Origin of the sequence: Pedobacter psychrophilus (genome assembly GCF_001652725.1) — a bacterium.
GTDB lineage: Bacteria > Bacteroidota > Bacteroidia > Sphingobacteriales > Sphingobacteriaceae > Pseudopedobacter > Pseudopedobacter psychrophilus.
The window spans coordinates 103,414-126,946 of sequence record NZ_LWHJ01000032.1; the positions used below are offsets into that span (position 1 = coordinate 103,414).

At 31.3% G+C, this 23,533-nt stretch carries 16 protein-coding genes; 10 read left to right on the forward strand and 6 right to left on the reverse strand.

From position 1 onward, the window contains the following. Positions 1-68: 68 nt before the first annotated feature. The 5 genes from A5893_RS17100 (at position 69) to A5893_RS17120 (ending at position 6,912) form a co-directional block, all read left to right on the forward strand. On the forward strand, positions 69-557 hold the full coding sequence (locus A5893_RS17100; protein ID WP_068823814.1) for a sigma-70 family RNA polymerase sigma factor: 489 nt from the start codon (positions 69-71) through the stop codon (positions 555-557). Continuing rightward, positions 550-1,419: a FecR family protein gene (locus A5893_RS17105; protein ID WP_068823815.1), complete on the forward strand. Its 870-nt coding sequence runs from the start codon at positions 550-552 to the stop codon at positions 1,417-1,419. Before A5893_RS17100 ends, A5893_RS17105 begins: the two co-directional genes overlap by 8 nt. Then, positions 1,367-3,925: a TonB-dependent receptor gene (locus tag A5893_RS17110; protein WP_068823816.1), complete on the forward strand. Its 2,559-nt coding sequence runs from the start codon at positions 1,367-1,369 to the stop codon at positions 3,923-3,925. Before A5893_RS17105 ends, A5893_RS17110 begins: the two co-directional genes overlap by 53 nt. A gap of 82 nt (positions 3,926-4,007) precedes the next feature. Further along, positions 4,008-4,922 (forward strand): hypothetical protein, encoded by a 915-nt coding sequence (locus A5893_RS17115; protein WP_068823817.1) that lies wholly within the window; start codon positions 4,008-4,010, stop codon positions 4,920-4,922. Positions 4,923-5,208: 286 nt separating this feature from the next. Then, entirely contained in the window at positions 5,209-6,912 is a 1,704-nt protein-coding gene (locus A5893_RS17120) for a S41 family peptidase (RefSeq protein WP_068823818.1), read from the forward strand. Between the two features lie 227 nt (positions 6,913-7,139). Here A5893_RS17120 and A5893_RS17125 read toward each other — a convergent pair whose 3' ends face one another. Both A5893_RS17125 and A5893_RS17130 read right to left on the reverse strand, forming a co-directional pair. Then, a complete protein-coding gene (locus A5893_RS17125; RefSeq protein WP_068823819.1) occupies positions 7,140-9,014 on the reverse strand; it encodes a M56 family metallopeptidase in 1,875 nt (624 codons plus the stop codon). 2 nt (positions 9,015-9,016) lie between these two features. Next, positions 9,017-9,394 (reverse strand): BlaI/MecI/CopY family transcriptional regulator, encoded by a 378-nt coding sequence (locus A5893_RS17130; protein WP_068823820.1) that lies wholly within the window; start codon positions 9,392-9,394, stop codon positions 9,017-9,019. Between the two features lie 146 nt (positions 9,395-9,540). Here A5893_RS17130 and A5893_RS17135 point away from each other — a divergent pair, with 146 nt between their 5' ends. From A5893_RS17135 to truA, 3 genes are all read left to right on the forward strand, one after another. Continuing rightward, positions 9,541-10,944: an MBL fold metallo-hydrolase RNA specificity domain-containing protein gene (locus tag A5893_RS17135; RefSeq protein WP_068823821.1), complete on the forward strand. Its 1,404-nt coding sequence runs from the start codon at positions 9,541-9,543 to the stop codon at positions 10,942-10,944. A 351-nt stretch (positions 10,945-11,295) separates the two neighbouring features. After that, entirely contained in the window at positions 11,296-12,645 is a 1,350-nt protein-coding gene (locus tag A5893_RS17140; RefSeq protein ID WP_068823822.1) for a M20/M25/M40 family metallo-hydrolase, read from the forward strand. Between the two features lie 15 nt (positions 12,646-12,660). Continuing rightward, positions 12,661-13,464 (forward strand): tRNA pseudouridine(38-40) synthase TruA, encoded by an 804-nt coding sequence (gene truA / locus A5893_RS17145; protein WP_068823823.1) that lies wholly within the window; start codon positions 12,661-12,663, stop codon positions 13,462-13,464. Positions 13,465-13,585: 121 nt separating this feature from the next. Here the strand turns inward: truA and A5893_RS17150 are convergent, their stop codons facing one another. From A5893_RS17150 to A5893_RS17165, 4 genes are all read right to left on the reverse strand, one after another. Next, positions 13,586-16,333: an outer membrane beta-barrel protein gene (locus tag A5893_RS17150; protein ID WP_082911481.1), complete on the reverse strand. Its 2,748-nt coding sequence runs from the start codon at positions 16,331-16,333 to the stop codon at positions 13,586-13,588. Positions 16,334-16,414: 81 nt separating this feature from the next. After that, entirely contained in the window at positions 16,415-17,257 is an 843-nt protein-coding gene (locus tag A5893_RS17155; protein ID WP_157687592.1) for a hypothetical protein, read from the reverse strand. Positions 17,258-17,364: 107 nt separating this feature from the next. After that, complete coding sequence (locus A5893_RS17160; protein WP_068823853.1) at positions 17,365-18,078, reverse strand: LytR/AlgR family response regulator transcription factor; 714 nt, start codon at positions 18,076-18,078, stop codon at positions 17,365-17,367. Further along, on the reverse strand, positions 18,071-19,096 hold the full coding sequence (locus tag A5893_RS17165; RefSeq protein ID WP_068823826.1) for a sensor histidine kinase: 1,026 nt from the start codon (positions 19,094-19,096) through the stop codon (positions 18,071-18,073). Before A5893_RS17165 ends, A5893_RS17160 begins: the two co-directional genes overlap by 8 nt. A gap of 399 nt (positions 19,097-19,495) precedes the next feature. On the opposite strand from A5893_RS17165, the gene A5893_RS17170 reads away from it, so the two are divergent. Further along, on the forward strand, positions 19,496-19,876 hold the full coding sequence (locus A5893_RS17170) for an Hpt domain-containing protein (protein ID WP_068823827.1): 381 nt from the start codon (positions 19,496-19,498) through the stop codon (positions 19,874-19,876). A 99-nt stretch (positions 19,877-19,975) separates the two neighbouring features. Beyond that, positions 19,976-23,527, forward strand: coding sequence for a response regulator (locus tag A5893_RS17175; RefSeq protein ID WP_068823828.1), 3,552 nt, complete (start codon positions 19,976-19,978; stop codon positions 23,525-23,527). The last annotated feature ends 6 nt before the right edge of the window (positions 23,528-23,533 follow it).

Genomic DNA, 23,533 nt, shown 5'->3' on the forward strand with positions numbered 1-23,533 from the left:
TCTCACTCTAAATTAGGGTAAGCTAATAGTAGTTCGGTATATAGTTGTACTTGTAATATTTCAATTGATTGGAAAAAGAAGATTTCAAATTCTTATTTGACAGCTATTTTGATAGTATAAAGAACTATGTTTTTTATAGAGTTGGTGACATGGATATTGCAACTGATATCACCCAGGATGTATTTGTTAAAATTTGGGAAAAGCAGATGATACTCGATTTAAAAAATGCTAAATATCTTCTATATAAAATAGCTAAGGATATGTTGATTAGTAAATATAGAAGGTTAGAAGTGGAAGCAAAATATACAAATAGAATGCAAATGCAACTTACTGAGCTAGTTATTGATACATCTTATGACTATAAACAACTACAAAATAATTATCAGATAGCATTAGTACAATTGCCAGAAAAACAACGTACTGTTTTTATGATGAGCAGGATGGAAGAATTAAAGTATGCTGAAATTGCCGAAAGGCTAGATATAAGCATTAAGACAGTTGAAAAAAGAATGTCTAATGCATTAATTTATTTAAGAAAAGTATTAAAACATGAGTAGTTTAAACGATAAGGGTTTTAATGAAGACCCTGTAAACTTCATCAATAAGCTTAAACCAATTGAAGCTAAAAGGAGTAAAGAAGCAGTATGGTCAACGCTTGAATTGATGCTTGATAAACCTCTAAAAAAACAAGGTAATGTTATTTCTAAGAATAGTAGAAAATGGCAAATTGCGGCAAGCTTAATTTTTGTAATGCTTTTTGCATCGGTATTTGGCAGCAAATTTTATAAAAAATCGGTAAGAGCAATTGCTGGAAAACAAGAAATAGCGTTTTTACCAGATGGTTCTGAGGTGCATTTAAATTCTAAGTCTGAAATTTCTTATAACCCAATTTGGTGGAAAGTTAATAGAGAAGTTGATTTAAAAGGTGAAGCTTTTTTCAAAGTAAAAAAAGGAAAGAAATTTACAGTGGTTTCTAATATTGGCATCACTACGGTTGTTGGTACAAGTTTTAATATTTTTGCCAGAAACAATCATTATGTAGTTACTTGCTTAACAGGAAAGGTAAAGGTGGTTTCTGTAAAAACAAAACAGGAAACATTAATTACTCCTAATCAAATGGTTAGGTTTTCTGATGATGGAAAAATCCAATTAAATTCAAACGTTAATGCTAAATTAGCAACTTATTGGAGCGTAGGAAAGTTTGTTTTTACACAAGTTGCCTTGGATGAAGTTTTATCTGAAATTGAATTACGTTACGGTGTAAAAATAGAAAACTTAAGTAATTCTAAAGAGTTATACACTGGAAACTTCAATAAAGAAAACGATATAGAATTAGCCCTAAACCTAGTTTGCAAACCTTTTGGACTTGAATATAAAAAATTGCCTTCTGGGGCATACCTTATACAAAGAACACTTTAAACTAAAGGCGTTTGCCTTTATCATAATTACACTATTATTAGCTAACGTATCTGCCTTTTCTCAAGAAAAGATACAGGTAACGGCATATAATATTGGTTTAAATAAAGTAATTACGAATCTTAGGGATAAATATAATATTGATGTTTCTTTTAATGATGATAAATTAAATGCCTATAAAATAAATTTGCAAAAGGAATTTAGTTCATCAGATAAGGCATTAAGATATATTTTAAAGGGATTGCCTCTTAAATTAGAATTGATAAACAACGTTTATGTTATCAGTGATTTAAAGCAAGTAAAGCAATTAAATTATATCTTAAGCGGCAATATTTCCGATGATATTAGTAACGAAACACTGCCTTTTTCTACCGTAGTCATTAATGGTTTATCCTTAATTTCCGATCAAAAGGGAAATTTTTCTTTCTCTTCTAAAACAGATAGCATTTTTAAACTGCAAGTATCTTATTTGGGATTTATGAAACTAGATACTTTGGTTGATGCCAAAAATTATTTAGTTATAAAACTAAAAAATAATAATATCCAATTAACAGAAGTGATATTAAGTTCTGCTCAAAAAGATATTGAAAGCAATACATTTTATAGTGCTGGTAATTTAAAAATTAACCATAGTGTTGGCGAAAATTTACCTGGAGGAAGTGACAACTCCGTTTATAATCTATTGCGTTTACAGCCCGGTATTTTAGCGTCTGGCGAGCAAGCTAATGATCTATTGATTTGGGGAAGTTATAAAGGGCAAACTAAAGTATCCTTTGATGGCTTTACTTTATTTGGAGTAAGGAATTTTAATGATAATATTGGAGCAATTAACCCTCTTATCGCTAAGGATTTAAACATACAGAAAGGAGGTTATGGCGTTTCTCAAGGAGATAGGGTTGGGGGAATTGTTGATATTACTGGTATAGAAGGAAACACCATTAAACCTTCGCTTAAAATCGGGCTAAATAATTTAACCCTTAACGGAATTATAACTACTCCTCTTTTTAAAAATACCGCTTTAGTTATCGCCGCAAGGCAAACTTATTATAACGTATACAATCCATATCAATTAAGTGTTAATGTGCAAAACAGACAAAGAACATCTGATGTTATAGATTTTAATGTTGTTCCAAATTATGATTTTAATGATCTGAACCTTAAGTTTTCTGGAAAATCTATAACAGGAGACAATTATTATATAAGCTTATACAAAGGCAACGATGATTTTTCTTCCTTATTTAATACTATACAGGGGCGGTTTAAAATTAATGGTGATGATGAAGAGAAAAACAACCAATATGGAGGGGCGGCCAACTACAGTAAGATTTGGCAAAAGGGCTCAATATCAAATATTACACTTTCGTCATCAAGATTAAAAAACCAAAGTGATAACAACACTATTATAAATTTTAATAATAATAATCAAAATTTTAGTACGCTTATAGATTTGCTAAACAATAATATAACAGAACAATCTGTTAAGTTAACTCATCTATTACCCATAGTTACAAATAACAATTTTTTGCTCGGTGCAGGTTATATATATGATCAAACCTTATTAACAAGGGATTCTTTAAACTTTAGAAAACTGTATGAGCAAAATAGTAGTAATAGACTATATGCATTTATAGAAAACAATTATTTTATAAGCCCTAAACTTAAGATTACTCCAGGATTAAGAGTTGATTATGCCGGTAATTTAAACAAAGCTTATTTGCAACCAAGATTGGCAATAAAGTATCAAGTAAATAATCAATTTAAACTTTCTGGGTCTTGGGGAGTTTATAATCAATTTATTGCGTACAACGCTACTGTTGATGAACAAGGTAACCTTAAATATAATTGGACCGTTTGTGACAATAAAAAAACGCCCATATATGATGCCCAACATTGGGTTTTAGGAGCTAATTATCAAAAAAATAATTGGTCGGTTGATGGCGATTTTTATTACAGAACAACAACTGGTATTACAAAATACATTCAAACAAAAACTACTAGAACTAACTTAATAGGAAATGGTAGGGCAATAGGACTAGATGTTTTAATCAAAAAAAATTATAAAGGAAGTACAGCCTGGGTTGGTTACACATTAAGTCAAACAACAGAACAATATCCCATTAAAATCAACAATAAAACAATAAATAATCAGTATCAAAGGGCGCCACAAGATCAACGTCATGAAGTTAAAATTGCCACTATTATAAATTTTGCGCCATTTTATTTATCTGCTAATTATGTTTACGGTTCAGGTTTTCCAAGTACTAATCCTCTTGATAATCAAAATGATAATGTTTTGCCTTATAGCCGATTTGATACTGCTTTAAATTATAAGTTTTATAAAAAACGGTATGGCTTAGAAACAGGGATATCTATCTTAAATCTATTCAATACACAAAATCTTAAAATCAATAATTTAGAAAGAATACCTACCGAGCAAACAAGCACATTAAATATCTACAATCAGGCGGTTCCCTTTACGCCAACCTTATTTCTAAATATTTCATTATAAAATTAGGGTATTCATTATTCTACACGGTTTAAATATAACCAGCAACAAGCTGGTAGCAATTATAAATTTAAACCCAGTAAATATGAAATCGTTAATTAAAAGAAATTTTCTTTTTTTAGCCTGTATGGCTTTGGCTTTTACGGCTTGTAAAAAAACTGACAGTATTGATAATTTGGATAATGCGCTTTTAGAAAATGGAGCAGTAGCAATTGCTGCAACTGAAAGTGTAATTGGCAATTTTAATCCTCCAAAAGATTCTCTTTATGCAATTGGTGCTTGCCAAAGAGATCACAAAAGAGTGATGATTTTAGCAGCAGATTTACGGCCTAATATAACAGCATATTTAAATGCTAATTATGCAGGTTATACTTTTATAAAAGCATTTAGTACCGCAATAAAGGGAAGCACAACAATTGATGGCTATGTTGTTGGTTTTATTTTTAATGGAAAACCTGTAGCACTAAGATTTACAGCTGAGGGAGTTTTTGTTAAAGTTTTAGAACTAAGAGAAGGTTCCGATTTGAGAAAAAACCGTGATCATCATGATGGAGGATGTTTTGACAATAGAGATGGTAAACAAAGGGATAGTTTGGCGATCGCTAATTTATCTGCAAGTATTAAATCATATATGACTACCAATTATCCTAAAGATACTTTAAAAGGAGCTTGGTTAAATAAGGATTTAAGCATTGTTTTAGTGAGTAAAAATGTTACTTTTTTTGCTAATATTTTTAAAGTAGACGGAACTTTTATCGTTAGAAATGCAATTCCAAGTCATGGGGGACAAGATAAAGAAATACAACAAAGCGCACTTCCTGCAAATACTTTAAGTTACTTAAATACAACTTATCCAAACTACGTATTTAAAAAAGCATTTTCTGCATCAGAGAGAGGGGTTATAAAAGGTTATTTGGTAATTATTGATGCCAACTTAACCAAATATGCTATTCTTTTTGATTCTAGTGGTGTGTTTGTTAGTGCCAAGTCGGTAAGATAATTTCAGCAATAAATTGAGTTATAAAATCCTCGTCTTTAGACGGGGATTTTAAGTTTACAACTTTTTTTGTCACTAATTTGTCTAATAATCACAAATCTGTTTGGATATACATGGTTTAGATTTCACTGATCTATATCGTTATTAATCGAAGTGCAGCAAATCAAGAAAATCCTAGAATCCTGTAAATCAAGATTCAGACAAAAAGATTCAAACATTTTTTCTCCCTCTCTTATCCTATCAATATAAATATTCCGTTCTAATTTGTAATTTAGAACATCGTATAGTTATGGGAATTATAAAAAATAATATTAAACTGAGCTTAAGCATTGGTTTAATTGCAATAGCAGCACTCACCTTTTCTTTTAAAGAAGACCTTTTCCAAATATCCAAAAACCTGGATATTTTCGCTTCTGTTTATAAAGAGCTAAATATCAATTACGTAGATGAATTAAGTTCTGCTAAATTGATGCGAAATGGGATTGATGCCATGTTGGATAATTTAGATCCTTATACTGAGTTTGTACCAGAATCTGAGATTGAGGATTACAAAATGAAATATGTAAGCACTCAATATGGAGGTATTGGGGCAGGTGTAATCCATAGAGATGGCAGGGTTTTTATCTCTGATCCTTTTGAAGGTTATCCAGCTCAAAAAGCAGATATAAGAGCAGGGGACGAAGTGATTTCTATCGATAATGAAAAAGTTTTAAACAAAAGTAACGATCAAATTAGCCAGCTTTTAAAAGGCCCAAAAGAAACTCCTCTTAAAATGGTTATTTTAAGGGATGGTAAAACAATTGATAAACTTTTAAATAGAGCAGAAATTAGTCAACCTAATGTGAGTTATTCTGGAATGCTAGATGGCAATATTGGCTATATTAAATTGGATAAATTTTTAGAAAATTCTGGTCAAGAAGTTAAAGATGCGCTGGTAAATATAAATAAGAATAACCCAAAAGGGTTGATATTGGATTTGAGATATAATGGTGGCGGAATTTTGCAAGAAGCCGTAAAAATTGTTAATCTTTTTGTAGATAGAGATGTAGAAGTTGTGGTACAAAAAGGTAAAAATCCCGAAAAAACAATTGCGTATAAAACGTACATCAACCCTTTAGATCCTCAAATTCCTTTAGTGGTTTTGGTGAATAGTCGTTCTGCATCAGCCTCTGAGATTGTGGCCGGTTCTTTACAAGATTTAGATAGAGCGGTAATAATTGGTCAGCGTAGTTTTGGAAAAGGTTTGGTACAACAAACATTTAACTTGCCTTATAACAGCCTGGTTAAAATTACTGTTGCCAAATATTATACGCCTTCCGGCAGATGTATTCAGGCTTTAGATTACACCCATAGAAATGAAGATGGATCGGTAGATAAAATTCCTGATTCTTTAATTACAGCCTATAAAACAAAAATTGGTCGCTCTGTATATAACGGAAGCGGTATTTATCCCGATGTTTATGTAGAGCCTTATAAATTCCATCAAATTACACAGGTTTTAGTGAGCAAGTATTACGTTTTTGATTATGCTACAGAATTTGTAAAAAAGCATCCTTCAATTGCGCCAGCCATTAATTTTCAGTTGAGTGATGCTGATTATCAAAATTTTGTTTCTTATTTAGAAGGTAAAGATTACAACTATCAAACACCAACAGAACAAACCTTAGCCAGTTTAAAAGATGATGCAATAAGTGACAAAAAGTGGGAAGAAATTAAAACAGAATACGATAACCTAAAAGCTAAAGTTTCATACAGTAAGAAAAAAGATTTAACTGAATTTAAACCAGAAATAAAACGTGTATTAGAAAGTGAGATTACACAACGTTATTACTTTGAGAACGGAAAAGCACAACAAGCATTTCAATATGATTTAGAGCTAAAAAAGGCAAAAGATTTGTTAATTAATAATACTTTAATGGCAGCTGTTTTAAAAGGGGATGGAAATTATAAAACGATTGGTAAACCTGGAACTGTGAGTGCGCAAGCGGAGTAATAAAATATTTGTATAAAGGGAAAGATAAAGAATAATATATTTTGGGCGTTTTAACACGCTATCCACTATATCTTTTTTGCCAATGTGCATAGTGGTTAATTGCAAAAAAGGATGCCGTTTCTATCGTTAACGCAAAAAACCAAATCAGATAATGCTTGGTGATTTTAATTAACTCCGTTTAAAAACAAAAAAGGTGGGTAAAACCCACCTCATTCAATTCACACTATTTAATCTTTCTTTTTTGTGGTGATTTCAATCACTCCATTTTTACCTTTTTCTCCGTATTTTATTGTAGCAGCTTCGCCTTTTAAAATATTTGAAACCTCATTTTTTACAATGTTTATTCTTTCACTACCATGATATTCCACACCATCTATAAGAAATAGAGATTTTTCAATAAAGTCATTGCTTATCGGAGGAGGAAAATTTACTTTTTTATTTATCTGAAAGAAAATAGGAACAGTATAAATTACCCTAACTTTCTCCCCGTTTTGGACTCCAGGATTCCATTTTGGAGATAATTCTAAAACTCTTTTTGCCTCTTCATCACAACCATACCCAATGCGTCTTACAATTTTAACTTCAGTTAAACTACCATCTTTTTCTACCACAAATTGAGCATAAACTCTTCCCTCAATTTTGGCATCTTTTGCTGCTTTTGGATAATTTAAATTTCCACCTAAGAATTTTCCAAAGGCTTGTAAACCTCCAGGGAATGATGGTAAAACTTCTACGTTTTGAAAAATCGGATCTTTGCTAGATTGAGGATTTAATATTATTGCTTTCTTGTCTTCTGCCTTTGGCAAATAACCTACAATCATTACCTCGCCTATATAATTCTTAATTATTCCTAAATCAGTTTCATTGTCTACAATCATTTTATCTCCTTGTAAAGCATAGTTCAAAATTATAGAATAATTGCTGGGTGCAACATTAAGTTTATCTTTAAAAAGTTCTAATGCTCTTATCCCTTCTTTTTCGAAATCAAATCCAGAAAAAGTGTTTGCCTTCACGTTATCAATGTTTCCGTCTTCGTTTACATCAAATGTTAAAGAAACTTTGGCTACATTACTATTGCTTCTTTCTATTGGCGGATATCTCAAATTTCTCCCAAGATGTTTCCTTAAATCTTTAAATACACTAGTATCTATAACTATTTCTACTATTGGTTTTTTAACTAATCCCGTAATCATTTTTTTAATATTTTTCGGTATAGACACATTTATAATCTCTTGTTTTGGCTGAACCGTTTTTGCAACTTTATCAATCATTTTATTCTCGCTTATTTTTGCAGATGAAAGTATAATTGCCAATAAAAATAATGGGGCAGATAGACCATATTTTAGGATGGCTGCTTTTCTTGATTTTTGTTTATTTAACATTTTTATCCTCCTTTTCAATAATGATTGGTTAAAGAAATTATTGGTTAACTGATTCGGTTTTACGCCAAAACTTTTACTAAATAATAGAATGGCATATTCTTTTTTATCGCTCAATTTTACTGCTTCTTCATCGGCAATAAACTCATGGATATGTTTAATGGATTTTTTGTAGAGATAACAAACAGGATTAAACCAGTTGATAATTGCTAAGATTTCAAAAAAGATCACATCTGCAGAATGCAACTGTTTAGCATGTGTTAATTCATGTTTTTCTATCTCTTTTAGGTTTGTTAAATTGGGATTGATCCTGATCTTTCCAAAAAATGAAAATGCTTCTGATGAGTTTTCACTTTTAAAAAGCTGTTTTACTTTTATCAGTTTATAAATTAATCTTAGCATTAAAACCGTAAAAACAAAAAGATAAACCAAGGTCAAATAATCGCCTAATGCCCAAGTATTATTATTAACCAGCGGACTAGCAAAACCTTGCATTATCCTCACGTTTACATTTGTCCAACCAGTTTGCACTTGCTCGGTAATAAATAAAGATTTTACCCATTGCACCCTCGCCACTGGTATCATCATCGAAAAAAATGCGGCGCCTAATAAATACGTTCTGTTTAAATTAAAAAAGGTTTCATCCTTTAAAAAGAGCTGGTAAAAAATGTAAAATACCGCTAGGTAAAGATTGATCTGTATCAGATAATTGGCCCAATTCATAGCTATTTGTTTTTGAGTTTTTCAATCATTTTTAAAATTTCATCAGCTTCTGCCAAGTCAATTTTTTCTTTTTTAACAAAGTAAGAGAACATGCTTTCTACTGAGTTTTCAAAATAGCCGTTCATCAATTTATCGGTTGCAAAACTTTTATATTCCTCTTTACTTACAATCGGGTAATATTGGTGGCTTTTGCCAAAAGCGATGTGATCTATAAAACCTTTTGTCTCCAAAATCCTAATAAACGTAGAAACGGTGTTATAAGCCGGTTTGGGAATGGGCAATTGATCAATAATTTCTTTTACAAATGCTTTCTCCAAATCCCAAAGTATTTGCATCAGCTGCTCTTCTGCCTTTGTTAATTCTTTTATCTCTTTATCCATTATTTTTAAAATTGCTATAATCAAATATAAAACTAATATTTTAGTTTACAAACTATTTCTTTAGTTTATTTTTTTGGTTGAGTATTTGTCTGCTTAAATCGATAATTAAATAATTATCTTATTACATATAGCCGATTATAAATTTTATGAAAATAACCTTTCATGGTGCTGCGCAAACCGTTACCGGCAGTAAACATTTGTTAGAAACTGACAACGGAAAAAAAATTTTATTGGATTGCGGTTTGTTTCAAGGGCATGGATCCGAAACCAATAACATGAACGAAGACTTTGGTTTTGATCCAAAAACTATTGATTTTTTAGTCCTGTCCCATGCACATATAGATCATTCTGGTTTAATCCCAAGATTAGTGGCTCAGGGTTTTAAAGGTGATATCATCTGTACACCGGCAACTTACAGATTGTGTAAAATCTTATTATTAGATTCTGCAAAAATCCAGGAAAACGATATTCGTTACACTAACAAAAGAAGAGAAAAACAAGGTAAACCTTTATTTGAACCACTTTACACTACAAAAGATGCAATAACAGCCCTAACTTTTTTTAAGAGCGTAAAATATGGCATAGTTTATCAATTATTTGATGGTACAACGGTTTCTTTTGAAGATGCCGGACATATTATAGGAAGTGCCTCGGTTCATTTAAACATCAAAGAAAACGGTAAGGAGCCAGTAAAAATTTCTTTTAGTGGCGATGTTGGTAGGTATAAAGATTTAATCTTAAAAGCGCCAAATCCATTTAGACAGGCAGATTATATTTTATTAGAATCTACTTATGGCGATAGCTTTCATGAGGATGCAAACCCAGCGGAAGATAGACTTTTGCAGATTATTGAAGAAACCTGTATAAATAGAAAAGGGAAAGTAATTATCCCGGCTTTTAGCGTTGGCAGAACACAAGAAATTTTATACTCCTTAAATAATTTAGAATTAAAAGGAAAATTACCCGATGTTAAATATTTTGTGGATAGCCCGCTATCAGAAAAAGCGACCATAGTGGTAAAATCTTTCCCTCATAATTTTAACGATAATGTACAAGAAGTTTTAAAAGTAGATGATGATCCGTTTGATTTTAAAGGCTTGCATTTTATAGAAGATACAGAAGAATCTATTGCATTAAATAGTGATCATTCGCCAATGGTTATTATTTCTTCAAGTGGCATGGCCGAAGCTGGAAGGGTAAAACATCATATAAAAAATAACATTGAAAACCCAAATTGTACTATTTTGATGGTGGGTTATGCAGAACCTTCTTCCCTTGCGGGGAGATTGAAAAACGGTGTTAATCCTGTCGGGATTTTTGGAGATGATTATCCTGTTAACGCCAAAATAGAATCTTTACAATCTATGAGCGCACATGGAGATCAGCATGATTTATTGCATTTTTTAGCTTGTCAGGATAAAAAGCAGATTAAGAAAATATTTTTAGTTCATGGCGATCCAAAAGTGCAATTCAATTTTAAGAAAAAACTACAAGAAGAAGGTTATGATGAGGTAGAAGTTCCATATAGACATCAGAGTTTTGAGATTTGATTTTGTTTGTTTTACCACAACGGACACCGAGGAAATAGCATAGAGGAAACAGAGGGGTTTTGAAAGTTAATTATTTGTCTGAATCTTGATTATTAGGATTTCAGGATGATTGACGTTTATGAAGCTTATTCAGCGTAAATCAGCGAAATTTGCGGGAGAAATTTAAAGTTTTTTTGCCACTAATGCACTAATTTAACTAATCAAAATTTAACTAATCTGAATTAACCAAATCAATCAAAAGAATCACGGTTCCTATAATTAAATTTAAGACAAATTATTTCTTCTATAAATTTGTTACTTTATAAATCATTCTAAATTAAGATATTGAACTTTCTTTAAACTCAATTTTATATGAAATATATCAAACTCTTACTTCTACTTTTCGTTACTAATATTTGTTTTGCGCAAACGGCAATCATTAAACAAGACATCAATATCAAAAATATGGTGAATGATGTTTCTGCAAAAAATGTGGAGGCAACCGTCAGGAAGCTGGTAAGTTTTGGCACTCGCCATACTTTAAGTGATACTACGAGCAAAACTACAGGAATTGGTGCTGCAAGAAATTGGATTAAAAGTGAGTTTGAAAAATACAGCACAGAAAGCGGGGGAAGATTAAAAGTTTCTTTCGATACTTTTATACAACCTGCAGATGGTAACAGAGTTCCTAAGGACGCAACTTTAAAAAATGTGTTGGCAACATTACCTGGCACTGATCCAACCGATGATAGGATATTTATAGTTTCAGGGCATTATGATTCCAGGGTTTCACAAGCTAACGATGCGGTTTCGAAAGCACCCGGAGCAGTAGATGATGCATCAGGAACAGCAACTGTGATGGAATTGGCAAGGGTAATGAGCAAGCAAAAATATAGTGCAACTATTATTTTTATGGCCGCTGTTGGCGAAGAACAAGGTTTATATGGTGCAACTCATTTAGCTAAAAAAGCAAAAGCAGAAGGTTGGAATGTGGTAGCCATGATTACTAATGACATTGTAGGTAATACTTATGGCGAACAAACTGATTTAAAAGATAACCGATCTGTAAGAGTTTTTAGCGAAGGTGTACCAGTAACTGAAACAAAACAAGAAGGTGGATTAAGGATTGCAGTTGGTGGCGAAAATGATAGCCCGGCGAGGGAATTTGCTAGGTATGTAAAAGAGGTTGCAGAAAGATACGTAGATCAATTAGAGGTTAAATTGATTTACAGAAGAGACCGCTATTTACGCGGTGGCGACCATACCGCTTTTTCTCAAGAAGGTTTTGCCGCAGTGAGGTTTACAGAAATGAATGAGAATTTTAATAGACAACATCAGGATGTAAGGGTAGAAAAAGGCGTTGATTATGGAGATATGCCAGATTTTGCAGATTATAATTATATCCAAAAAGTTTGTCGAATGAATTTATCTGTATTGGCAAATATTGCCAAAGCACCTGCTGCTCCGGTAAATGTGGGAATTGTAACTTCAGATTTAACAAATAATACTACGTTAAAATGGGAAGCTCCAAAAAGTGCTAAACCGGCTGGTTATTATATTTTAATGAGAGAAACAACATCACCTTATTGGGAGAAGAAAATTTATGTAACAGAAAACCAAGTTACTTTACCTTATTCTAAGGATAATTACTTTTTCGCGGTTCAATCTGTAGATGCAGAAGGACATGAGAGTTCAATTGTTTTTCCTAAACCGGTGAGATAGAATCAATTATTTTTAATGAGATATTTTTTCCACATCGCATACGTTGGTGCAAATTATAATGGTTGGCAAAAAAATGGAAAAACAAATAGCGTTCAAAAAGTTATTGAAGAATGCTTAAAGCAGATTTTAAAAATTGATGTTAATATAAATGGTTGTGGCAGAACTGATGCAAAAGTTAGCGCCAGTCAGTTTTTTTTCCATTTGGATGTTGATGTTATTTTAGATGAGGTTTTCTTTTTTAGATTGAACAAACTTTTACCATCTGATATTTCTGTATTTGATATTATTAAAATGGATGGTTTGCCTCATGCCCGGTTTGATGCCATACAAAGGAAATATGATTATTTTATCCATACCTATAAAGACCCTTTTTTAAATCCGTCCAGTTCGCTTTATTTAGGATTAAATGTTGATGTGGAAAAACTTAAATCCGCAACTGCTTTGTTGCTCAATTATAACGATTACCGCCCGTTTTGTACCGCTCCAGATAAAAACGAACACACTATTTGTCACATTTCTGAAGCCAAATGGTTGATGAGTAAAAGCGGAGACAGATTGAGGTTCCAGATTTCTGCCAACCGTTTTTTAGGTAAGATGATCAGGATAATTGTAGGACAATTATTGAAAGTTGGAGAACACAAATTAACAGTAGAAGAATTTGAAAGTTATTTAATCAATTTAGAAACACCCAAAATTTTATCTCCGGCGCATCCTCAAGGCTTATATCTATCAAAAGTTACTTATCCATATTTAGATTTAAAACCAAAAACATCTTTCTTTAACCTCAATTTTGAGGAAGATTATTGGAGAGAAATATGAGTTTTTTGCGTTAGGGATTACAGCGGTATACTTTTTTTCTTTTTCTGAAAAAGAGATTTAGCGGAAAGCCCGACATCATTTGCCCAATTAGGCAAATGATGTAACGCCCAAATATTATTTTTTAATCTCTTCTAAATTCTCTTCTTTCGCCACCAATATTATCTGGTACCGTTGTGTTGCCGCCAGCAAATTTTGATATATTGAAAGTAAAGCTTAGCATAAAATATCTTGATAATCTGTTGCTTTGAGATAAAATGGTTGAAGTACTTGTAGCCGTATAAGAAAGACTGGTGCTTTGGTCTAATAAATCAAATGCTTGTAATTTTAAGCTCCCCTTTTTACCCTTAAAAAATTGCTTTTCTAAATAAGTATTGATAATAAATGGGTTAGTGCTAATGCTATTAAAACCGCTATTAAATGTTTTATCTAAAGTAGTTCCCCAAATCCAACTCTTTAAGAAATATATTTTAGAATCTAAACTGGTTGAATAAGAATTAACTTCAGAATTGGCTCTAGTATTAATGGTATTATTGTTTCTATTATAAGTATAGGTTGCAGAAGGTTCAACATCAAACCATTCTGTAGGGTTAATTTGAATTCCTAATCTTTGGCTTATAATTAAGTTTTTACCTGTATTAGAGACATTATCTACAAATGATATGTTATTGTTATAAAAAGCAGATCCTCTTAATCTAACAACATATTTTTTATCTGAAAAAGGCTTAGAAAACGCGTAAAAACCATTTAAGGTATAATAACCATCGGCATTTACATAAGTGGTATTTTGTAATACGGTACGATCATTAGCTACAGGATAATTGGTAACGCTTGTTACAATTTTATCGTTAGTGAAATTATAAGATAAATTAGTGAATAATACATTGCCACTGGCAAAATCAAAATTGTTGTAACGAATGCTTGCGCTATTGGTAAATTCTGGCAATAAGTTGCTGTTACCGGTTACATAATATTGTGCGTTAGATTTATCGATAATTGGTTGTAGCTGATTATAGCTAGGCTGATTTGACCTTCCGTTATAATTGAAACTTAACTCCCTGGTTCTGGAAAATTTATAACTAAATCTTGCATTTGGAAAAATATTGGTAACTATCCTATCAGGATTATTTGTGCCCGTTAATGTTGCAGGTTGTACCGCAAAACCTAAACTGTAATTATATTTTTTTTCGTTTACACGATAATTTGCTCCAAATCGGTTAGTAATATAATCAGAAACATATTGATTACTTTGGTTTGTATCAAATATTGGATCTTGTCCAAATATGTTACTATTAAATACTCGTCTATCATTATCTGCCCTCGCAAAACCATAAGCATAGTTAAATTCTAAATTTTTAGTCTTGGTTAAAGGCTCTGTATATGACAAGCGCAATCTTACGTTATCATTTTTATTATCGCCATTGATGATTTGATTTTGATATTTTTCTAACTGAGTTGTTTGAGTATTGTATACATTATATAAATAATCCTGGTCTAGGTTAGTGCTAGTAGAATTGAAAGATCCCTCAAAAGATAAATTTCTCGCCTGTGCACCAAATCTATGGTTGTATAAAAATTCCACCCCGTAATTAGGATTAGAATTTTCAGAATTATTTAAAGAATTTCCGTAGGTGTTTGTATTAGGACTTTGGTTAGTAAAATTTGAAATGTAACCAGAATTATTTGTTCCAAATGAAAGATTTGGTGTTAATTTTAAATAATTTAAACTATCAATTTTGTATTCTAGGTTAAAGTTGAACCTGTGTGTATTATTTTTAGTTTCTGAATTATCTAAAGTATTGTTATTTAAAACCACACCACCACCTAGTAAAGTATTTAGATTGGTACTATTTGTATTGTTATCTCTATTCGCAAAGCTATAACTGCCATAAGCTGTAATTTTTGGTCCCCATACGTCCCGGTAGTTAAAACCTATTGAATTTACATTGGTTAAACCATCATTACCTCCGCCGCCGCCTCCAAAATTACCTCCGCCTCTTCTGCCACTGCCACCGCCACCTGTTGCTCCTTGTGTTAAGCTGAAAACATTTGCATTGGTATTATTAAAATTCCCTAAAACGGCTAATTGTTGATCATTATCAAAAGAAGCTGCAAAAACAGAACCTTGATAACGTTCTTTATCTCCGCCACCAACAACTCCCCTTGCTAAATATCCTTTGTTTTTATCTTTTCTGATGGTAAAGTTTAATATTTTATCAGGATCACCATCTTTAACACCGGTAATATTTGCCTGATCACCGTAATCATCTATAATTTGAACTTTTTCAATCACGTCTGCAGGTAATTGTTGAGTTGCAGTTTTTACATCACCACCAAAAAAATCTTTTCCGTTAATACGGATTTTTGTAATTGCTTTACCTTGTGCAGTTACATTGCCATCTCTATCTACTTCAATTCCAGGTAATTTTTTTAATAAATCTTCTGCTAAAGCATTCTCTTTAAGTTTATATGCTCCTGCTCGGTATTCTAAAGTATCTTCTTTTACGGTTACGTCTGGCGTTCCGTTTACTACAACCTCATTTAAAACCCTGCTATCATTCTTTAGAATAATTGGGTCTAAAACAATTCTTGTAGCTTTTGCATCATTTAAATATCTTCTTTTTATGGGTTGATATCCCAATGCAGTTATCGTTATTACAAACTCAGATGATTTTATGTTATTGAAAACGAAAATCCCATCTAAATTGGTTATTGCAGATGTAGTGTCTTTTACGGAAACTAATTTAACAGCTGCGCTAATAACAGGATTATCCAAAGAATCTTTAACAACTCCGCTAACTTCTAATTTTGTTTGTGCCTTTAATCCTTGTAAAGCCAAAAGGCAAATTAGAAGTAAGTATATTTTTTTCATTATTATTTTTTTAAATATTTTATGATTGATTATTGCAAAACTGAATATTTGTTTTAACATAATATTCAGTTAGCCAAAATGTTACTTAACTAATTTAGCTTTAACCCAGAAATCAGTTGGAGAAAATAAGGACATGTAATCAGAACCACCCTGAGCCCCAGTTCTAGCTCCACCACCAAAATTACCGCTACCACCACTGCTGCTTCTAACTCCATCTCCACCCATTCCTCCGCCAAAGCCACCGCCTCCGCCACCCATTTCGGGCATTTCAATTCCATTGAGTTTAATATTAATCGCAAATTCATTTGCATTAGCAGCATCTAAGCCAACTAATTTTAATGGAACGGCTAACTCATAAATCAATGCGTTCTTATCATTATAATTAATACCTGTTTTAATACCATAAGTATTATAGATAGAAATACTTTCTACTGTAATATCGCTAAAACCAGTAACCTTAATTTCTTTTAAACCAGTCAGAGTTTTTTGTCTAATTTCGGTTCTTTCTTTCGCTCTTTCTTCAGGTGTTTTTTGAGTAGTATTTTCGCTATTTCTATTACCGCGGTTTCTCATTTCAGCCATCATAGCTGTGCGGTCTACAATTGGAAAGGTAATAGCTGAAACGGCTTTTTTCTTCCCTGTTGCATTTACAGAAACGCTTACACCACCCGCCATAATTTTATTTCCTTCCATTTGCTTATTCGCTTTCAAAAAAACATAAAGATTGTTTTGATCATGAGTAAAGGCGTAATTAAGTTTAGTTGTTTTATCGTAATTGACTAAGGAATCTGAGAACTCTAAAAGTTTACCATCAATTTTTATGGTTGCATTAGAGGTTGGTATTTCAATAACATCTTGTGCCATTAGATTGGTAGTAAACAATAAAACAGATAGAAGTGAAATATAAAAGGATAAAATTTTCATTTTGTATTAATTTAGAATGTAATGATAGCGTGTTTATTGATTAATTAAGATTGTTTTATACCTAACCATCATATTTGTAGCTGAAAGGCTTTTATATAGAGATTAGATTATAGATTTTTATTATTGATATGTTGTATTAATGAATCTCTATAATGATCAGAAACAGAAATTTCTTTGTTGGGAAGTATAACATGATTTCGTTTAAAAGCAATCATGTGGTTTAGGGATACAATAAAAGATTTATGAATTCTTAAAAAATCATTTACAGGCAATTTCTCTTCTAGATATCGCATACTTAAGCGGGTAATAATTGGCTTATCATTTCCTAATAAATAAATTTTTATATAATCCTTTAAAGCTTCAATGTATTCTATATCTTCTATTTTTATCTTGATATTGGCATAATCTTCATTAACAAAAAGATAATCATTTTTGATGTTTTGAGAATTTTCATTCTGATAGGTTAAGTTATAAAGATCATATGCCTTATTTGCCGCTTTTAGAAACCTATCAAAAGGGACAGGTTTTAATAAATAATCTAGAACATCTAAATCAAAACCATCTAATGCATATTTTTCATAAGCTGTAACCAAAATTACCATTGGTGGTTTAGCCAATGTTTTTAATAATTGTAAACCGCTTATTCCCGGCATTTGTATGTCTAAAAATATCAGGTCGATTTTTTCATTTTTGATGATTTCTAATGCTCCAATACCGTTTTTGCACAAGCCTTTTAAATTTAAAAAAGGAACCTGATTTATATTGTCCTCCATTAACTCACGAGCCAGTTTCTCGTCGTCAATTACTAAGCAATTAATCATTTGCATCTAATTTAAGATTAACAATATATTTACCATCTTGGTTTGATATGGTTAACTTATAATTGTTTTCATAAAGTAAGTCTAATCTTCGCTTTACATTAATTAAACCAATCCCAGAACTATCGTCTTTACTTTCGCTGATGTCTGCAATATCATTCTCAACTAAAAAATTTAATGTTTTATCTACCGCTGTAAGTTTGATTTTGATAGTTGGGTTTTCTAAAGATCCCATGCCATGTTTAAAAGCATTTTCTACAAACGGAATCAATAACATAGGTTCTAAATCAAAATTCTCAATGTTGCCTTCTACCGTAAATATAATGATTACATCATCTCCAAATCTTAATTTTTGAAGATCTATATAACCGTTTAAATATTTTAATTCTTGAGATAAGTTAATTTTACCTTGATTTCCCTCATACAGCATATATCTCAATAAATTACTTAATTGTATCAATGCCGGCTCCATTTTATCACTTTTTTTACGAGCCAAAGAAACCAGGTTATTAAGCACATTAAACATAAAATGAGGACTTATCTGCGATCTTAAAAAGCTCAACTCAGTTTTAAGGTTTTCTGTTTCCTTATCCTTGTTTAACTTTCTGGATTTTAAATTATCGATAATAATCCGGTAGCTACAACTGGTAACTATAATAAAAATATAAGATATAAAATTGGCGAAAAACGGTCTTCCCCATTTCCTTTTAATTGGAAACAGTTGTTGATCTACATATTTTGATAAGAACCAAACTATTATTAATGATAATGCAATCACCAATAGATAAATTAGAACACCTTTCTTTTTTAGAATTGAAGGGAAAAAATAATATGCATTAGCATAGAATATAATCGCCAGTATGGTATTATTAATTAGCGACCTGTAAATATAATAATCAGAAAAATTACTTGATGGGCCATTATACCTAAACAAAAAAGAAGGAAGGATTAATAATACCCAAAATACAGTGTTAATTACTATCAACTGAAAGCTATACCCTTTATTATTTATGCTGTTCATTTATAAATTTATCTTTTTATGTAGGATAACACATTAGCAAATGAAAACATTATCATTTTTAAAACGATAAAATTTAGCTAAGCTTGGTATATAAATATACAAAAGAGGAATTGAGTGCTATAAGGTAAAAATAAAAATGCCCGTTCTCACGTTCTGAGATCGGGCATTTTACACAATAAAACTTAGAAAAGATTAATAAACCCAATTTTACAATTTAAGTTAAAATCTTCCTTTTGGCAATCAGCACAACTGCCATGAAATCTTGTACGGAAAACTTTTAATTAGGTTATATTTTCTTTAATAAATTATTAAAAATTTTATTACGATAGAATTTTTAATTTAATATTTAGGTAACCAAACATTTACTTTATCGTATGAGCATTAATAAATTGTGAAGATATGATTTCAACCAGCTTAGATAGTCTCAATAAAAAAAAGCATTTCAATACAGACCGTATGTTTCGATATCTAGGTCAGGATATAGAAACAGCCAAAGAAATACTAAATATGGTTTTAATAGAACTAGAAGTTTCTCTAAAAACATTTGAAGATTATATTTTTACAAATAATTTAAATGGAATAAAATCAACCGCACATAAATTAATTGGTACATCATCTTCTGTTGGCCTAATAGAATTAAGTAATATTGCCAGAAAGTTTGAAAGTGAACCAGAGTTTGATCCAATTTTAATAAATATTTATTTTTCGAAAATAAAAAAGGAAGTTAATTTTGTGGTTCAGTTAATCAATAATTTTTTAAGATATCCTTCGTTTTCATAATTAAAGTTTCTAAATATGTAATTTTTAGGTTTCCCATATTTAAGCAGCTATTATTGTTTTAAGCTTTAAATATCGGTTAATTCCTCATTATTTATTAAGATGCAGACAGGTCCAGAATCTTCTTTAGAAGAAAAAAGATTAGCAGCTTTAAAAAGCTATCAAATTTTAGATACCCTCCCAAAAGAAACATTTGATAGATTTACTAAACTCGCATCCATCATTTGTAACACCCCAATTTCTTTAGTTTCTTTAATTGATGAGGATAGGCAATGGTTTAAATCTAAAGTAGGTTTAGATGTAAATCAAACCCCAAGAGACATCGCTTTTTGCCATCATTCTATTTTAGGGCAAGATATTATGGAGGTGCAAGATGCCACTAAAGATTTTCGTTTTAAAAACAATCCCTTAGTTACTTCAGACCCTAATATTAAATTTTATGCAGGTTATCCTTTAAAAGATTCTAATGGTTATAATTTAGGGACAATTTGCGTTATTGATAGGGTTCCTCGGAAACTAGATGATCATCAAAAAGAAGCTTTAAAAATCTTGGGAGATGCGGTAGTAGATTTAATTGCCCAGCAAAGAAAAGTTCAAGAAACAGAAAATTTTAACGAACTTTTTAAAATATCTAAAGATATTATATGTGTTTTTGATTATGATGGCATTTTCCGAAATGTTAATCCTGCTTTTGGGAAGCTATTATCATATCAAGAAGATTATATTTTAAATCGTTCTATCTATGATTTTATTCATCCAGATGATTTATCAGCAACCAAAAATAAATTACAAAGTTTAGCTAAAGGAAATAAGACCGTTGTTTTTACTAACAGATTAAAAGGTAAAGACGATAGTTATAAAATATTACAATGGGCAGCAACGCCAGAACCTTCTAGTCAATTGTTTTTTGCAATTGCCCGCGATATTACCACAGAAAAAGAAAAAGAGATTTTAATAGAACGTTCTGAAGCTAGACTTAGGGCATTTTTTGAAAATTCATCCGGATTTATGTGCACCCATAACTTAGCCGGTAAAATTTTGACCATTAATTCTGCAGGAGCAAAAAGCCTGGGTTATGAGACTGAAGAATTAGTTGGCCATTTTTTACATGAAGTTGTTCCTGAATCAAGGAAGCAAGCTTTGCAAATGTATCTTGAAGGTATTGTAACGCAAGGTAAAATGCAAGGTTTAATGTACACTAAACATAAAAAAGGGAATGTATTAACATGGTTATTTAATAATGTTTTAGAAACGGATGCTAATGGCGATAAATATGTAATTGGCAACGCTGTTGATATTACAGAAAGACACCAGTTAGAAGCAGATTTAAAGCGAACAAAAGAGATGTTGGAGACAACAAATGAGGTAGCAAAAATTGGAGCGTGGGAAGCAGATATGGTCAGCCAAAATATTTATTGGTCTAACGTTACAAAAGAAATTCATGAGGTTGAGGAAGATTTTATTCCTTCCCTGGAGTCTGGAATTTCATTTTACACTAAAGAACATCAAGAAATTATATTAAATGCTTTTAATGAAGCTAAAGATTTGGGAATCCCTTTTGATCTAGAATTACAGATTAAAACTAAAAAAGGAAAGTATATTTGGATACGTTCTATTGGGAAAACAGAATTCATAAAAGGAAAATGTGTGCGAATTTATGGTACTTTCCAGGATATTAATGAAAATTATTTACATAGAAGCGATTTAAAAAAGGCCAAATTAATAGCCGATCAAGCAAATAGCGCTAAGTCAGAATTTTTAGCCAGTATGAGCCATGAAATACGGACACCGTTAAATGGCGTTATCGGTTTTACTGATTTGGTTTTAAAAACCACGCTTAATCAAACTCAGCAGCAATACCTTAATATTGTAAACCAATCTGCAAATTCTTTGCTGGTTATTATTAACGATATTTTAGATTTCTCTAAAATTGAAGCAGGCAAACTAGAGTTAGACATAGAAAAGTCTGATCTTTTTGAATTGAGTAGTCAAGCTTCAGATATCATTACTTACCAAGCTCAAAATAAAGGATTAGAAGTTCTCTTAAACATAGATCCAAAGCTGCCCAGGTTTGTTTTTATAGACAATATCCGTTTAAAGCAAGTTTTGGTAAACTTATTAGGCAATGCTGTCAAGTTTACTGAATCTGGAGAGATTGAACTTAAAATATATGCAGATAGTAATATAAATGATAGCGAGATAGACTTTCATTTTGAAGTAAGAGATACAGGTATCGGAATACAATCTGATAAACAAAATAAAATATTTGAGGCTTTCTCTCAAGAAGACGCCTCAACCACCAAAAAATATGGAGGTACAGGCTTAGGCCTCACTATTTCTAATAAGCTTTTGGGCTTAATGGGCAGTAAGCTTCAATTAAAAAGCAGAGTAGGGCAGGGAAGCACTTTTTATTTCAAGATTAGGCTTAAAGCCGAGGAAGGGAATTCACTTTCAACCAGCGATCTTTCGCATATCAAAAATGTTTTAGTTGTTGATGATAATGAAAATAACCGGATCATTCTAAGACAAATGTTATTATTAAAAAACATTAAAGTTACAGAAGCAAAAAACGGATTAGAAGCTTTGCAGTTATTAACCGAAGGGAAAGGTTATGATGTGATTTTAATGGATTATCATATGCCATTTATGGATGGTTTAGAAACCATAGAAAAAATCAGAAATAATTTTAACATCAATGCAGAAGAACAACCCATTATGTTACTGCATAGTTCTTCTGATGATGAAAAAATAATTAATATCTGTGAAAAAAATGGGGTAAGGATTAGGATGGTTAAACCGATAAAAATGCAGGATTTGTTTAACAAATTAACAAAGATCAACAAACCACATGAACCTGAAATTAAACAAGGTGAAACTTCTAATAATTTAAACAATCAATTATATAAAATTTTAGTTGCCGAGGATAATATAGTAAATAAGCTTTTAGCAAAAACAGTAATAGAAAGGATTTTACCTAATGCTATAGTATATGAGGTTAATAATGGCTTAGAAGCAGTTAATCAATATAAATTGATAAAGTTTGATTTGATTTTAATGGATTTGCAAATGCCGGAAATGAATGGCTATGAAGCAACTCAAAATATCCGTATCATAGAAGAAAAACAAACCCGAACACCTATTATCGCCTTAACAGCAGGGAACATTTTAGGAGAAAAAGAAAAATGCCTGGCAATTGGTATGGACGATTTTGTGGCAAAGCCCTTTGTAGAAAAAGATTTAAATGATTTATTCTCTAAATGGTTAATTAATAAAGAAGCTATACCATCTTCCCCAATTCAAAAAGAAATACCAGTTCGCTTTAATAGAGATAAGGTAAGAGATTTTATGGGTAATGATACAGACACCATAAAAATTGTTTTAAATCTTACCATTAAAGAAATACAAAGTGCAGATGACAACTTTAAAAAGCTAATTTCAGATCCCAATCCTAATTTAATGGCTATTAAAGCATTAGGTCATAAATTGTATGGTACTGCAGCTGGTACCGGATTAGAGATATTATCAGCAATGGCTAGACAAATAGAATGGTTAGAAAAGGCAGATAATAATGAGCTTAAAAAATTATATAAAGAAGTGAGTAAAGAGATTGAGCTTTGTAAAGATTTAATTCATAGCGAATTAGCTAGTTTTTAAGTAACT